This is a genomic window from Bacillus sp. 007/AIA-02/001 (assembly GCF_004634455.1).
Taxonomy (GTDB): domain Bacteria; phylum Bacillota; class Bacilli; order Bacillales; family Bacillaceae_G; genus Bacillus_A; species Bacillus_A cereus.
Genome location: NZ_SEIY01000002.1, coordinates 422,410 through 436,660, shown reverse-complemented (window position 1 = coordinate 436,660; position 14,251 = coordinate 422,410). Strand labels below are relative to the sequence as shown.

Here is a 14,251-nt window from a genome sequence, read left to right as displayed (position 1 = left end):
CGTCATTTCAAAATACCTTCGTGTTTTAATAACCACTCTTTCCTCCATAAACCACCAGCATATCCAACAAGCTTTCCACTCTTTCCTATTACACGATGACATGGAACAATTATTGAAATTGGATTCCGACTATTTGCCCCTCCTATTGCCCGTACAGCTTTTGTATTTCCAACTTTCTCTGCAATATCTAAATATGAAGCACTTACGCCGTATGGAATAGTATAAAGTGCATCCCATACATTTTTTTGAAATGCTGTTCCCTCCGCAGACAGCGGGACCGTAAACTCTTTTCTTTTCCCTTTAAAATATTCATCTAACTCATTTATACATTGTTCTATCATTTCATTTTTATTTTCTTCTTGTCGTTCATCAACAAATATAACAGACGTAATTCCTTCTTGATTCGCTGTAATTTCAAGCAAACCTACTTCGCTTTCATAATAAGCCTGGTACATATGCCATCCTCCAATTCAGTTCATATTAGTCATTGTAACACGAATATACAAAATTTTTCGTATAAGCGTTTTATTAGAGAAACAAAAAAGAGAATGATACAATGTAAGAAAATTCAATCTAGGAGGCTATTGGATGAATTCCGAACTTTTTTCACCTTATACAATTAAGGACGTTACATTAAAAAACCGGATTGTTATGTCACCTATGTGCATGTATTCATCGGAAAACGGGGATGGCCAAGTAACGAATTTCCATCTCATTCATTATGGAACAAGAGCTGCCGGTCAAGTTGGTTTAGTTATGATTGAAGCAACAGCCGTGTTACCTGAAGGTCGAATTTCAAATAAAGACTTAGGCATTTGGGATGACAACCTAATTGAAGGCTTACATAAAACGACTACTTTTATACATGATAATGGTGCAAAAGCTGCCATTCAACTCGCTCACGCCGGAAGAAAAGCAGAATTAGAAACAGATGCGTTAGCTCCTTCAGCCATTCCATTTAATGAAACAATGAAAATGCCAATAGAAATGAGCAAACACCAAATTAAAGATACTGTATTAGCTTTTCAGCAAGCTGCAGTACGATCAAAACAAGCTGGATTTGATGTTATTGAAATACACGGTGCTCACGGTTATCTTATTAATGAATTTCTTTCTCCGCTTTCCAATAAGCGGACTGATGAATATGGTGGTTCACCTGAAAACCGCTATCGTTTCTTACGCGAAATCATCGACTCTGTAAATGAAGTTTGGGACGGACCGTTATTTGTCCGTATTTCAGCAAATGATTATCATCCTGACGGGCTAACGGTTCAAGATTACGTTCAGTATACAAAGTGGATGAAAGAACAGGGAATAGATTTAATCGATTGTAGTTCTGGCGCAGTTGTACCAGCACATATTGATGTGTATCCTGGTTATCAAGTACAATATGCCAAACATATTAAAGAGCATGCTAACATTGCAACTGGTGCAGTTGGATTAATTACGACCGGAGTACAAGCAGAGCAAATTTTAAATAATAACGAAGCAGATTTAATTTTTATCGGACGTGAGTTACTTCGCAATCCGTACTTCCCGAGAATAGCGGCCAATGAACTTGGCTTTGAATTGCAAGAACCTCACCAATATAAGCGAGCATCAGGAAAAATTCATACGAATAAATAAAACCGAGAAGTCATTCTTCTCGGTTTTATTTATTCTATCGTTGTAATTTCATTTGAATTATAAGTATGGATACCCGATTCTTCTCGCAGCGCGGTTATATACATCCCTTTCGCCACATCTTTAGCTGAAATTGGTTTATATTTTTTGAAAGCTCCTTTAAAGATAAACGGAATAATACGAGATAACTTTTCAGCCATTCGTTCGCCGAAACGAAATTCTTGTCGATTTCCTACTAATAATGATGGTCTAAAAATGTGAATACCACCAATCACTAACTTTTGCAATTCTTCTTCCATTTTTCCTTTCACTTGTGAATAAAAGAAGAATGATTTAGGATTCGCTCCCATAGAAGACACGACAAGGAAATTTTGTACCCCTTGTTTTTCAGCTAAACAAGCAGCTCGTAACGTATATTCATAATCTACTTTTTTAAAATTTGCTTTTGTTTTTGCTTTTTTTATTGTTGTTCCTAAGCAACTAAAAACATCATCCACAGCAAAGAACTCTTTATATTCCTCTAATACCGAAAAATCAACTTGTTTCTGCTGTAACTTCTCATGTTGCATTTGCATTGGCTCTCTTACAAAAATAGTAACCGAATCGTAGTAATCTGATTCAAGTAATAGACGCGTTATCTCTTGTCCAACTAAACCACTTGCACCGAGTATTAACGCTGTTCGCTTATTCATATATGCATATACCTCTTATTTTACTTTTCTCTCCTTCAGTAAAATACAACCTTTAGGAGTTTCCTGCTCTTATTTTACCACAAGTAAAACACTATGCGTACGCATAGTGCTTTACTCACTCTTTTTTCTCATCTCTCTCTTGTAATTTCGTTATTGTTGTAGCGTCCCCTAAATTACTTATTAATCTTCTTAAAAAAATTAATACGAAAGATAATGGCAATACTACCGCTAATATTAATAAAATAGCTTCCATTAAGTAACCCAAGCGCTCATCCCCCTCTTTACCTCCTTTTCAATATATGAAAACAGCGTTGTCACATATGCATGCATTTGCAAAAATAATACACCTATATTTGACAACTTTATAACAAAAACAAATCGGAATGATTATTATTTATTGCAACTTTATTAAAGATGTATTATACTAAGTTCGCAAACTAAAACGTAATTATTCCGTTTTGTATTAAAATGATATTTTTCTTCTATAATTGGGGAAAATATATCCGTAAAAAGAAAAGAGGAGAACTTCATGCCTAAAAGATTGACTATATTTTCATTCTTACTTATTTTTACCTTAATTTTCGCTGGCTGCTCAAATAAAAAAGAAAGTAATGCCAAGAAAGATGGAAAGCTAACAGTTTATACAACGATTTTCCCACTTGCTGATTTCGCAAAGAAAATCGGTGGCGACTATGTAAATGTTGAAGCGATTTACCCACCTGGTGCAGATTCACATACATTTGAACCAAGTCAAAAACAAACAGTACAAGTTGCAAAAGCCGATTTATTTGTTTATAACGGCGCTGAATTAGAACCATTTGCTGAAAAAATGGAAAAAACATTACAAAAAGAAAATGTTAAAATTGTAAATGCATCTAAAGGTATTGAGCTTCGTGCTTCTACTGAAGAAGAGCATCATGATCATGGAGATGGCCATAAAGAAGATGAACATCATCACGATAAAGACCCGCATGTTTGGTTAGATCCTACTCTAGCAATGAAACAGGCAGAAAAAATTAAAAATGCACTTGTAGAATTACAACCTGAACATAAACAAGAATTCGAAAAAAACTTTGCAGCACTTCAAACTAAATTTACTGATTTAGACGATGGATTTAAGGCAGCTGTAGCGAACGCAAAAACGAAAGAAATTTTAGTTTCTCATGCTGCCTATGGTTACTGGGAACAACGATACGGCCTAAAACAAATTCCTATCGCTGGAATTTCAGCTTCTGATGAACCATCTCAAAAGCAGCTTGCTGACATTACAAAAACAGTAAAAGAACATAATCTAAAATATATTTTATTCGAAACATTCTCTACTCCAAAAGTAGCATCCGTAATTCAAAAAGAAACTGGTACAAAAGTTTTACGCTTAAATCACTTAGCTACTATTTCTGAAGATGATGCAAAAAATAATAAAGATTACTTTACTTTAATGGAAGAAAACGTAAACACATTGAAAGAAGCAACAAACTAATCCATTACACTTTCTAGGCAGCTGAATTTGTTATTCAGCTGCCTTTTTATGTATTTATCCTTGACTTGACCAAAATAACAAGTAAAATTATCCATATTAGCTTTAAAGCTATATTAATTTAGAAGGTGAGTTGGAATTATGAATCTTCACATTTGTGAAGTAACAGCAAAAAATTGGCGTTCAGTAGTTGCTTTAGACGTCGCAAAAGATCAGCAACAATTTATTGAAAGTAACGCGTTTTCTTTAGCAGAATCATTATATGAAGGAAACGGAACGTCAGTAGGTTTATATGATGGAGAAACACTTGTAGGATACGCAATGTATGGATGGTATTCAGTAAAACATAAAAGTGTATGGCTCGATCGCTTTATGATTGACCAACAATATCAAGGAAAAGGATACGCAAAACGTTTCCTTCGCTTACTCATTCAATTCTTACAAGAAAAATTTGAATGCAAAATAATTTACTTAAGTTTACATCCAGACAACAAACTTGCAATGGGACTGTATGAATCATTTGGTTTCCGCTTAAATGGGGATATTGATGATGAAGGTCCAGTTGTAGGTGTTGTAATGGAGTTACTAATAGACGAAAATATAAGCCTGTGAAAACAGGCTTTTTATTATACATTTATCAATTTTTAGTTTCTCTCCCTTATTTAATTCTGTTTTGCAATCTAATAGAATGCTCATAAAAAATAAGCCTGCAATTTACGCAGACTTATTTCACACACTCCTCGAAATGTTCTTGGAACCACTCTTTATTAATATCTCTTCCGATAAAAACTACTTCACTTACTCGCTCTTCGCCCTCTTGCCACTCTCTATCGTACGAAGCAGCAAATAACGTATGTACACCTTGGAAAACGATACGTTTATCTACTCCATCTATCGATAAAATTCCTTTGTAACGATATAAATATTCCCCTAGCTCTTGAACGACAGCTGACATCCACTCATTAAGCTTTTGTAAATCCAGCGGACGTTCTTCACGTAATACAAATGATTTCACACCTTCTAAGTGGTTATGTTCTTTATGAGGGTAAATTTGCAACGTATCTTTCATTTTAAACGTTTGGATTTGTAATAAAGATGGTATATCTACCTCACAGTTAGTCGCCTCAATTAACTTTGCAGTCGGGTTAATTCCTTGAATTTCATGCAAGAGATGTTCTTTCTCATTCTCTTCAATTAAATCTAATTTATTTACTAAAACGACATCAGCAAACGCAATTTGCTCTTTTGCTTCTAATCCTTTTTCAAAATGTTTATGTATATGATAACTATCTACTACCGTTACAACACCGTTAATTTGGTAAGCAGATTGAATAACTGGATCTAAAAAGAATGTTTGAATAATCGGGCCTGGATTTGCAAGGCCAGTCGTTTCAATTACTAAACCATCAAAATCCATTTTCCCTTCCGCTTTTACGTCCAGTAACTGTTTTAAAGCAACGAGTAAATCTTCACGTACAGTACAGCATAAACAGCCATTTGTCATTTCCATAATTTCTTCTTCCACATTCATAATCAACTGATTATCAATGCCAATTTGCCCTATTTCATTTACAATCACCGCTAATTTCTTACCGTGATTTTCTGATAAAATACGATTTAATAATGTCGTTTTCCCAGATCCAAGAAAACCAGTTAATATTGTTACTGGAATCATTTCGTACATCTCCTTATAGCTATATGTTTCTACATTATAGCATATGAACACTCCCCCACTTAACAAAGCTTGAAGTGGGGGTTTCTAACGTTTCGACCTAACGGACGATTAACGTCAGGGGAGTTAACACATTAGCGAGCTGTTTCACGCCTAACCCCTCTATCCCATTTGTCCATGCATTTGGGATTACTTTTCGTAAAATGTTAGCCGCAGCATTTACATCTGCATTAATTAAAGTTTTATTTGCTGAACGATATATACCGCGCTTTATTCGTTTTCCTGAAAAAGTTGTATTTTGGTCATTTTCTCCATACGTTGGAATGAAGTCGTTATCCAGAAAACTTGCTTTCGATGTATATGATTCTTCAGTTACAACAACTTGAATGCCTACAGCATTTGCTTTGTATGTAATCATTTGAATCAGTAAATTATGCGGGATATGACAAAACGATTGGTTATTTCTTTTTCCCATATTCGTTTCTTGTTTCCAACTTTTGTTTTGACCAATAACGATTTTACAAACTTCTTCTTCTTGAGCTAGTTTTACGATGTGGTGACTAACTTTATGGAAGACGTCTTTTATTTTCAAGTAACGTTTTTGATGAAGTTTTTCTATCCTTTTAGAAGTAAAAGGTCCTTCATTCGTTTGTTTTCCATTTCTAAGAATGCTTGTAAAATGACTCTTCATTTTGTTGTAATATTGATTTATGCTTTTGACATGTTTGCCCTTAACAAGGACAGGTTTCATACCTGTGTTTGTTACGATGGTTGCAAGGTTATCAATCCCTAAATCAATACTCATATAACGAGCATTCTCTTCAATCATTTGTTGTTCAGAAGGAACATCAATTACCAATTCCACTACATATTCATTGTATTTTGGAATCACACGAACTTGTTTCAGTTTACCTTCAGTGAAACCTAGTTTCCCAATATTTAATTGCAATTTCGTCTTTGGAAACTTTAAAAATCTACCGTTTTTAATGATGCAATCTTGGTTTGTATACAGAATCTCTTTTTCAGAAGAACGAATATACTTTGGAATCCTAGGCATTCCATCATATTTGTTTGGATTCTTTTTATAGTCTTTTAAACTAGCAAAAAAAGATTTCCAATTTTGGAACAAACCTTTCATGATGGACTGGCTACATTGCGTAGGCAAAGCTCGATAATCATTTTGAATCATAGCCTTAAATAGTGCATCTAGAAAGTTGTAATCTACATAAGGTTTTTCAAAATTAGGTTCTGAAAACAAATTACATGTAATCTCTTTCTGTTCTTCTTTAGGCTTTACTTTCTTTTTTTCCAATTTCTTCCGATAGACAAGACGTTGTGTGTCATTCATCTTCCCAATATTTTTATGAATATTATCCAGAACTTCTTTTTGCAAAGGCTGCAACTCTTTTTCTTGTGTTAATCCAGTGTACACCTGGCGTATATAAAAGTTTGTGGTGTTGTACATATTCTTAGCGTTATGACAACATTCTTGAAAATAAGAATACATACGATGCCCTTTTTTTATCCAGATTTGAAGAGTTTTATAGTTTGATGGATTTTCTTTTGCCATTTTATTCACCTCCTTGTTAAGGATATTATAGCAAAAAAGAACATACGTTTCCGTTTTTTTCTCAAAAATAAAATATTCCTTTCGATTCACCTCACCACCTTCATTTACGTTTAGAGATGGGAGTCCTCTCGAAAGGCATGATAGAAAAAATCGTTTTTATAGCAAAACATATTTATTGTCTGTACACCTAATTAACTATATAATAATATGTAGTAAGAAAGCCTTTTCAAAACATTATTATTCATCAAGGGGGTACTTATAATGGAGCGAGTTCAAATGGCTGAAACGCTAGAATTTTCTCGTATTATTCAAGGATTTTGGCGTTTAGCAGAATGGAATATGACAAAACAAGAATTACTTTCTTTCATTGAAGATTGTATGGATATGGGAATTACTACTTTTGATCACGCTGATATTTACGGCGCATATACGTGTGAAGGGTTATTTGGCGAAGCTTTACAATTAAAGCCTTCCTTACGAGAAAACATGCAAATTATTACAAAGTGTGGAATCGCTCCCCCATCACCGAAATTTCCAGAACGATATGTTGCTCACTACAATACTAGTACAGAGCATATTATGCAAAGTGTAGAAGCATCACTTAAAAATTTACATACAGATTATATTGACGTATTACTTATTCATCGTCCCGATCCTTTTATGGATCCAAATGAAGTGGCAAAAGCCTTTTCACAATTAAAACAAGAAGGAAAAGTTCGTCACTTCGGTGTATCTAACTTCTTACCTTCACAATTTAATATGTTAAATTCGTACTTAGATTTTCCACTTATTACGAACCAAATTGAAGTTTCTGCATTGCAGCTTGAGCATTTTGAAAAAGGAACAATTGACTTATGCCAAGAAAAACGAATCAATCCAATGATTTGGTCACCTCTTGCTGGTGGGGAGATTTTTACTGGTCAATCAGAACGTGCTGTACGTGTACGTGAAACTGTGCAAAAAGTTGCTACTGAGCTAGGTGTTTCTAGTATAGATACGGTTATGTATGCTTGGTTACTTGCTCATCCAGCTAATATGATGCCAATCGTTGGCTCTGGTAAATTAGATCGCGTAAAAACTGCCGCTCTTGCTACAAAAGTTAACTTAGACCGTCAACAATGGTTTACAATTTTCGAAAGCTCTAATGGACATCCTGTACCATAATGCATAAAAAGAAGAGCTGTTTTCTTACAGCTCTTCTTTTTCATATGTATTTCTAGTCATAGCAAATACACACATATCCCTTAATCCGTTTCCATCTACCGCAACACTCGCACTTTCTAACGTACCTTCTAACTTAAAACCTAATTTCTCAGGTATCGCTCTACTCTTCTTATTTAAAGAATCACAACGAATTTCTACACGATTTGCTTTTAATTCAGAAAAAGCGTAATCCGTTATACCTTTCGCAGCCTCTACCATATAGCCTTTTCCGCTAAACCTTGTATCAATCCAATATCCAATTTCAAATTGAGGTATATCCCAATTAATACGATGTAATCCGGCTGAAGCAATAAATTCACCTGTTTCTTTCGAAAATACTAGTAATCTTAAATCCTCACGCCGCAAAAATTGAATATGCGATTTTCTAATGCTCACTTCTACTTCTTCCTCTGTTTGCTCTTTCTGTGCAAACACCATCCAAGGTTTTAGTTCTTGTATTGAAGCCTGAATTGCATCATATACAACTTTACCATCTCCTGGTTTCGGCATTCGAATAAAAAGCCTGTCAGTATAAAATTCAGAAGGAAAATCGAATAATAACGGATTCACTGTAAACACTCCCTATATTTCTTTTATATATAATAATATCCATCTGAAGTTATATAGTAAAGAATTTTCTGAATTGAAAACCTTTTACTCATTCACTTCCACCGCTACACGAATTCCAGATTCAATCGCACCTTGAATCCATCCGTGATATAGCGTTGTATGATCTCCAGCGAAGAATATTCTCCCCTCTGGTTTGACAATCGCTGGTTGCAGCTCAGTTTCTTGACCTGCTTGAAAAAGTGCAAATCCTCCAAGCGCATACGGATCCAATGTCCAGCTTTTTGAAATTCCAGATATGAACTCATCATACACTTGACCACCTAATATTGTTGCTAAGTTGTGTAATGCGTAATAAATACGATCCCCTTTTGATAAACCATCCCATAACAACGCGTCATAAGACCATGTATAGCTACCTAACATCATAGCCGGTCCTTTCTCCCCAATTCCATAACTTGGATAATAGGCATAACGAATTGGCAAATCTGTTATAATTCTGCCACCTAATTGTCCTTGTTCTTCCCAAAATCGGCTTTTAAATTGAATTCCTATTTTCGTCGCAGGCATATAATGTAATTCACGAATTGCTTTCCATTTTTCATGAGATATAGAATCAAACGGATCTACTTCTACAAAACGCATTGTCGAAAACGGAATGGTAACAATAACTAAATCTCCTGTAATACTACTATATTCAAAAGTTTCCTCGTTCCGATAGAAAGCTGTCACACCATTATCGTGTTGATGTAACTTCATTAATTTTTGATTATATATAATATTCTCTTCTAATTGCGGTAAAAATGACTTTGGCAATCTATCATTCCCGCCCACAATTTCACAAAATCCGCTCTCCTCTTGCATAATGTATAGAAAGCGTAAAGTCTCTACAAACGACCGTTCCAAAAAACCTTCTAAATCTAATAGAACACCAATCATCTCAATTGTTACTGGCGAAAAGTAAGTATTATACTGATAAGGATGATACTTTAAAAATTGTCCAGTAGAGTATCTCCCAAAATCCTTTACAACAATATCCCAATTTTTTTCTGGGTTCTTTTTTATAAAATTTATAATGGGCTGTACCGCTAACAATAATAATTCCTCTGACGTTTTTCCAACTTCATTCATTTCCACAGGATATCTTAGAATACTTGGATCTTTTTCATATTGTATTAACGTCGTTTTCCGTCCATTTACGTATATAATATCCGTCTCATTCCTATTAATAAAAGGTCTCACCTGTAGCCTAAATTTTCTTATATATGCCATCGTTAATGTATGTGAATAAGGAATCCTCATTGCTCCAACATCTAAATATAATCCGGTATCTTCCATTCTAACTGTTTCTATACGACCACCTACCCGGTTATTTGCTTCAAAAATTTTCACATCATGTCCTGCAGCCTTTAATAAAGAAGCTGAAACTAACCCAGCCATACCAGCTCCCACTACAATAATTTGTTTTGGGCTTATCGTCTTCTTCAATCCTTGATCTATAACTTTTAACGCTTCATCCATTTCAGTATTATACATTATATCTTTCTGCACAATTCCACCCCTTACTTCATCAAATGGACGTTAGTGGTTTAGTGCATTTTATTCATAAATCCCCATAAACATAACACCATTGCAATTTGAATATTCACTAAAAGTACATAAGAGACAGATCTCACTTTTCTTTATACTTCGTATAATATAGCAACTACAAAGAAGGAGTGGTTAAAAATGAAACATACTTATGACTACGATGCTACAAAAAAACATTTAGAATTAAAGAAACAAAACTTATGTAAAAAACTTAGCAATATGACACTATCTGAAAAAGAACGTGAACAACTAAAGCGTGAAATTGACAACTATGAATATATTTTAAATCTAGTCGAAATGAATCATTATGAACGCGGATTTTCTCGTTAAAAGCGGAAATAAGATTATCCGCTTTTCATTTTGAGCATTTCACTACGCATTTTTCATAAGTAAATATATAATAGGATGTACATTAAGATTGAGAGGTATATTCTATGATCAAGTTAAGTGTATTAGACCAATCACCTATTTCAGATGGTAGCACAGCAGCCCAAGCTTTTTCACATACAGTTACGCTTGCACAAGAAGTTGAAAAACTCGGATTCACACGTTTTTGGGTATCCGAACATCATAATTCCGTAAGCTTAGCTGGTTCAAGTCCAGAAATACTTATTTCTCATATTGCCGCAAAAACGGACCGTATTAGAGTCGGTTCAGGTGGTGTTATGTTACCGCATTATAGCCCATATAAAGTTGCTGAGAATTTCCGTGTTCTAGAAGCATTGTATCCGAACCGCATCGATCTCGGTGTTGGTAGAGCACCTGGTGGTATGCCAATAGCAACTCGCGCACTTCAAGAAGGGAAAATGGTCTCACTTGATCAATATCCAGAACAAATTGCAGACGTTGCAATGTACTTACATGATCAAGTACCAGAAAACCATCACTATGCAAACTTAAAAGCCACTCCAGTTATCCCAACGTCTCCTGAAATGTGGATGCTCGGTTCTAGCGGAGAGAGCGCTAAAATTGCTGCAAACAACGGAGCTTCTTTCGCATTTGCACAATTTATTAACGGCTTCGGAGGCCCTGAAGTTATGAGGGCTTACCAAGAACAATATGAGCCTTCATTTTTAGGAGATAAGCCTAATTCAATCGTTGCCATCTTTGTTATATGCGGAGAAACAAATGAAGAAGCGGAAAAAATTGCTTCTAGTTTAGATCTATCAATCTTATTATTAGAGCAAGGAAAACGAACTACTGGTACACCTTCTATTGAAACTGCTCAAAATTATTCATACAGTGCTTATGATTTATTCCGTATAAAAGAAAATCGTCAACGTATGATTGTTGGTGATCCGTCTTCTGTAAAAGAAAAAATAATAAACTTAAGCAAAGCATACAATACTGACGAATTTATGATTGTCACGATTACCCATCAATTTGAACATAAATTAAAGTCTTATCGCTTACTAGCAAATGCTTTTAATTTATAACTCTAAAAAGAGATGCATCACATGTGATGCATCTCTTTTTCTTACTACTTATTGTTTTTATTTCCTATATATTCAATAGCTTCTTTTAATAGCTCATCAAAGTTAATAGGATAATCATGATCTAAGTTAGGCACAACTTTATACTTATGTTCTATATTCTTATCTCTTAATAATCGTACAAATTGCTGCGTGGATTCGAAACAATCTTCATCTTGATCCCCGCATACTATATATCCTTTTATATGTTTATCCTGCAGCACTCTTAGCAACTCATCCCATTCTTCAATCTCGGGAAGCCACGGTGCTATAAAAACAAAACCATCCACATCTATATCTTTTTGCAAAATCGTATATAAAGCTACTCTTGCCCCTGCAGAAAAACCACCAATTACTACATTTTCTACTGTATGATTTTCTATAAAATTATTGTAATGCTCTTTTAATTCTTCTTTCCCTCTCTCTATATCATTCCAAACAAATCCATCTGAAAACTCAATTTGTGAAGACTGTGGTAAAGCTAACGTGTAATCTTGTGCCAAAACTGATTTCCAATATGGCTCTACTATTTGAATATTTTCTTGGTCACCATGTAATGTAAGTAGTAGATTCCCCTCTTTCTTGCTGTATATATATTTCACATCTGGTCTTTCCTTTTTATATGCTAATTCTTCTCTTTCTTTACATAATTGCACCATTGTATGAAATTCTTTAAATTTATGTAGTGATTTTAAATCTTCGTCGGAAATTAAATATTCATTTCCATACCAGAATCCCTTTTCTATAATGGCCTCCCTCATTAAATGTAATGCTTCTTTTTCAAGTCCTGATGCACTTGCGAGCGCATACTTAAAATTATATATTTGCGCCTCATTCCCTATTACACCTGTAGCGTTTTCCATTATATAATTGTACGCTTCAAAACTTCCTTTATTTGCATAACAACGTAACGTTTCATTTAATAATTGAATGTAAGTCATACTATTTTTCATGTACCAATTCCCCCGAAACTTTTTATAATATTTATTTTGCGAATCTTTATACCACTTTGTGAAGATTTTATATAACTCGCCCTAGCAATATCTTATTCTCCGAATGATACTTAATAGTTATCCTTCTCTGTCCAATACATTTAATATAAATATTAATAAACTGAAAACTCAATATTTTAACAAACAAAAAAAGACAACAATATATGTATTGTTGTTTTCATTACATCTACCCACTCTTTTGTTTTTTTCTATCTGGTTTACTTGAAACTAAATAATGTTTTTCTGAAATATATAAGTCTCTTTTTAAGCTACGATTTAAGTAAGGTCCTAATTTCATTCCACATATGAGGCGATCTTCGCTACCTTCAACAATTGGGAACATTTCTTTTTCTGTTACGTATTGATCTACTGCTTTTTGTACGACATCAATTTCTTTCACTAGGTTTAAATTTTCTGCTGTATGTTCAAATACCTCAAGCGTTTCCTTCGTTATGAGAAAAACATTTGTTGGAAATGCAGGTAAATATGGTTTTAACAAATCATAATTTACTGTATAATCATCATTTACTAATACTGTATAAACGATATTAGCATTCGTTTCTAAAAACTGAGCCATCGCTTGTTCTAATTCATCTTTCGTAATTTCCCGCTCTTCTTTTCCAGTTCTGAAAAAGCGAAACATCGCATCGCCTCCTTTTTACTATATTATAGCATAAAAGAAAACTGAAAAATCATAAAAAAACCCATTGAAATAATTTTTCAATGGGTTTCTATATATTTATCATTATTTTAAGAATGCACTTAGCATCCATACATGCTGTTCTAATGTTGTATGAATTGCTAACAGCATGTCAGCTGATGTTTCATCGCCAGCTTCACCCGAAACTTCCATACCTTCTTTTAATTCTTGAATAAGTGCAGAATAATCATTCACTAATGTTTGCACCATTTCTTCTGCAGATTCTTTGCTTGTCCCTTCGCTGACACTAGATGTTGCGAGATATTCTTTCATTGTCGCTAATGGTTTACCTTCTAAAGCTAAAATACGTTCTGCTAACTCATCAATATACGTTCCAGCCTCATTATAAAACTCTTCAAATTTCTCATGTAATGTAAAGAAGTGTGGCCCTGTCACATACCAGTGATAATTATGTAATTTAACATATAACACATTCCAGTTTGCTACCTGCTTGTTTAATACTTCAACAACATTTGTTTTCGTACTCATACAATCACTCCTCTTATCATTTTGTAATGTTTATCTTTTAATAACTTAATTACATTTTACCATACATTCCCTTTCCTTTCGAACAATTGGCTTATATGTAACAAAGTTTTAACACCTTTAATGCTTCCCTAATATCATTTAATTCATGTATTTTTTCAACCACTTCATACGTCTAATTGTCCAAGCTCATACATATGCATAATA

The 14,251-nt window shown here is 34.1% G+C and carries 16 protein-coding genes; 6 read left to right on the top strand and 10 right to left on the bottom strand.

From position 1 onward, the window contains the following. Window positions 1–2: 2 nt before the first annotated feature. The gene (locus ES895_RS07645; protein ID WP_000283913.1) at window positions 3–455 is read right to left on the bottom strand and encodes a methylated-DNA--[protein]-cysteine S-methyltransferase; all 453 of its coding nucleotides are present in this window, start codon (window positions 453–455) and stop codon (window positions 3–5) included. Window positions 456–588: 133 nt separating this feature from the next. Here ES895_RS07645 and namA point away from each other — a divergent pair, with 133 nt between their 5' ends. Next, complete coding sequence (gene namA / locus ES895_RS07640) at window positions 589–1,626, top strand: NADPH dehydrogenase NamA (protein WP_065704314.1); 1,038 nt, start codon at window positions 589–591, stop codon at window positions 1,624–1,626. Between the two features lie 29 nt (window positions 1,627–1,655). Here namA and ES895_RS07635 read toward each other — a convergent pair whose 3' ends face one another. Both ES895_RS07635 and ES895_RS29180 read right to left on the bottom strand, forming a co-directional pair. Continuing rightward, window positions 1,656–2,315, bottom strand: a complete 660-nt coding sequence (locus ES895_RS07635) for an oxidoreductase (RefSeq protein ID WP_065704316.1) — start codon at window positions 2,313–2,315, stop codon at window positions 1,656–1,658. Between the two features lie 115 nt (window positions 2,316–2,430). Next, window positions 2,431–2,580 carry a hypothetical protein gene (locus tag ES895_RS29180; RefSeq protein WP_000540932.1) on the bottom strand — a complete coding sequence of 50 codons (150 nt, stop codon included), beginning with the start codon at window positions 2,578–2,580 and terminating at the stop codon, window positions 2,431–2,433. 264 nt (window positions 2,581–2,844) lie between these two features. Between ES895_RS29180 and ES895_RS07630 the strand changes: the two genes are divergently transcribed. Together ES895_RS07630 and ES895_RS07625 are read left to right on the top strand one after the other, a co-directional pair. Next, the gene (locus tag ES895_RS07630) at window positions 2,845–3,795 is read left to right on the top strand and encodes a metal ABC transporter substrate-binding protein (protein WP_001126151.1); all 951 of its coding nucleotides are present in this window, start codon (window positions 2,845–2,847) and stop codon (window positions 3,793–3,795) included. 138 nt (window positions 3,796–3,933) lie between these two features. Further along, window positions 3,934–4,404, top strand: a complete 471-nt coding sequence (locus ES895_RS07625) for a GNAT family N-acetyltransferase (protein ID WP_001048676.1) — start codon at window positions 3,934–3,936, stop codon at window positions 4,402–4,404. Window positions 4,405–4,516: 112 nt separating this feature from the next. Here the strand turns inward: ES895_RS07625 and ES895_RS07620 are convergent, their stop codons facing one another. Further along, window positions 4,517–5,467, bottom strand: coding sequence for a CobW family GTP-binding protein (locus ES895_RS07620; protein ID WP_061654781.1), 951 nt, complete (start codon window positions 5,465–5,467; stop codon window positions 4,517–4,519). Window positions 5,468–5,564: 97 nt separating this feature from the next. Beyond that, the gene (locus ES895_RS07615) at window positions 5,565–7,034 is read right to left on the bottom strand and encodes an RNA-guided endonuclease InsQ/TnpB family protein (RefSeq protein ID WP_135238262.1); all 1,470 of its coding nucleotides are present in this window, start codon (window positions 7,032–7,034) and stop codon (window positions 5,565–5,567) included. A gap of 261 nt (window positions 7,035–7,295) precedes the next feature. Here ES895_RS07615 and ES895_RS07610 point away from each other — a divergent pair, with 261 nt between their 5' ends. After that, a complete protein-coding gene (locus tag ES895_RS07610; RefSeq protein ID WP_000442784.1) occupies window positions 7,296–8,198 on the top strand; it encodes an aldo/keto reductase in 903 nt (300 codons plus the stop codon). A 24-nt stretch (window positions 8,199–8,222) separates the two neighbouring features. Here the strand turns inward: ES895_RS07610 and ES895_RS07605 are convergent, their stop codons facing one another. Continuing rightward, window positions 8,223–8,807 carry a GNAT family N-acetyltransferase gene (locus ES895_RS07605; RefSeq protein ID WP_098279620.1) on the bottom strand — a complete coding sequence of 195 codons (585 nt, stop codon included), beginning with the start codon at window positions 8,805–8,807 and terminating at the stop codon, window positions 8,223–8,225. Window positions 8,808–8,891: 84 nt separating this feature from the next. Next, window positions 8,892–10,355, bottom strand: a complete 1,464-nt coding sequence (locus ES895_RS07600; protein ID WP_135238261.1) for a flavin monoamine oxidase family protein — start codon at window positions 10,353–10,355, stop codon at window positions 8,892–8,894. Between the two features lie 177 nt (window positions 10,356–10,532). Here ES895_RS07600 and ES895_RS07595 point away from each other — a divergent pair, with 177 nt between their 5' ends. Together ES895_RS07595 and ES895_RS07590 are read left to right on the top strand one after the other, a co-directional pair. Next, the gene (locus ES895_RS07595; protein ID WP_000683359.1) at window positions 10,533–10,724 is read left to right on the top strand and encodes a DUF3896 family protein; all 192 of its coding nucleotides are present in this window, start codon (window positions 10,533–10,535) and stop codon (window positions 10,722–10,724) included. 104 nt (window positions 10,725–10,828) lie between these two features. Beyond that, window positions 10,829–11,830, top strand: coding sequence for an LLM class flavin-dependent oxidoreductase (locus ES895_RS07590; protein ID WP_000594041.1), 1,002 nt, complete (start codon window positions 10,829–10,831; stop codon window positions 11,828–11,830). A 44-nt stretch (window positions 11,831–11,874) separates the two neighbouring features. Here the strand turns inward: ES895_RS07590 and ES895_RS07585 are convergent, their stop codons facing one another. The 3 genes from ES895_RS07585 to ES895_RS07575 all read right to left on the bottom strand — a co-directional run bounded on the left by ES895_RS07585 (window position 11,875) and on the right by ES895_RS07575 (window position 14,047). Beyond that, complete coding sequence (locus ES895_RS07585; RefSeq protein ID WP_098279621.1) at window positions 11,875–12,819, bottom strand: alpha/beta hydrolase; 945 nt, start codon at window positions 12,817–12,819, stop codon at window positions 11,875–11,877. A gap of 226 nt (window positions 12,820–13,045) precedes the next feature. Further along, entirely contained in the window at window positions 13,046–13,501 is a 456-nt protein-coding gene (locus ES895_RS07580) for a DUF3939 domain-containing protein (RefSeq protein WP_000488206.1), read from the bottom strand. 102 nt (window positions 13,502–13,603) lie between these two features. Then, on the bottom strand, window positions 13,604–14,047 hold the full coding sequence (locus ES895_RS07575) for a Dps family protein (protein WP_098279622.1): 444 nt from the start codon (window positions 14,045–14,047) through the stop codon (window positions 13,604–13,606). Between the last annotated feature and the right edge of the window lie 204 nt (window positions 14,048–14,251).

Excerpts from the sequence above, each read along its gene's own strand:
- ES895_RS07575 (WP_098279622.1), bottom strand. The coding sequence starts at position 14,047 with ATGAGTACGAAAACAAATGTTGTTGAAGTATTAAACAAGCAGGTAGCA.
- ES895_RS07620 (WP_061654781.1), bottom strand. The coding sequence starts at position 5,467 with ATGATTCCAGTAACAATATTAACTGGTTTTCTTGGATCTGGGAAAACG.
- ES895_RS07580 (WP_000488206.1), bottom strand. The coding sequence starts at position 13,501 with ATGTTTCGCTTTTTCAGAACTGGAAAAGAAGAGCGGGAAATTACGAAA.
- ES895_RS07585 (WP_098279621.1), bottom strand. The coding sequence starts at position 12,819 with ATGAAAAATAGTATGACTTACATTCAATTATTAAATGAAACGTTACGT.
- ES895_RS07630 (WP_001126151.1), top strand. The coding sequence starts at position 2,845 with ATGCCTAAAAGATTGACTATATTTTCATTCTTACTTATTTTTACCTTA.
- ES895_RS07590 (WP_000594041.1), top strand. The coding sequence starts at position 10,829 with ATGATCAAGTTAAGTGTATTAGACCAATCACCTATTTCAGATGGTAGC.
- ES895_RS07610 (WP_000442784.1), top strand. The coding sequence starts at position 7,296 with ATGGAGCGAGTTCAAATGGCTGAAACGCTAGAATTTTCTCGTATTATT.
- namA (WP_065704314.1), top strand. The coding sequence starts at position 589 with ATGAATTCCGAACTTTTTTCACCTTATACAATTAAGGACGTTACATTA.
- ES895_RS07615 (WP_135238262.1), bottom strand. The coding sequence starts at position 7,034 with ATGGCAAAAGAAAATCCATCAAACTATAAAACTCTTCAAATCTGGATA.
- ES895_RS07625 (WP_001048676.1), top strand. The coding sequence starts at position 3,934 with ATGAATCTTCACATTTGTGAAGTAACAGCAAAAAATTGGCGTTCAGTA.
- ES895_RS07635 (WP_065704316.1), bottom strand. The coding sequence starts at position 2,315 with ATGAATAAGCGAACAGCGTTAATACTCGGTGCAAGTGGTTTAGTTGGA.
- ES895_RS07595 (WP_000683359.1), top strand. The coding sequence starts at position 10,533 with ATGAAACATACTTATGACTACGATGCTACAAAAAAACATTTAGAATTA.
- ES895_RS07645 (WP_000283913.1), bottom strand. The coding sequence starts at position 455 with ATGTACCAGGCTTATTATGAAAGCGAAGTAGGTTTGCTTGAAATTACA.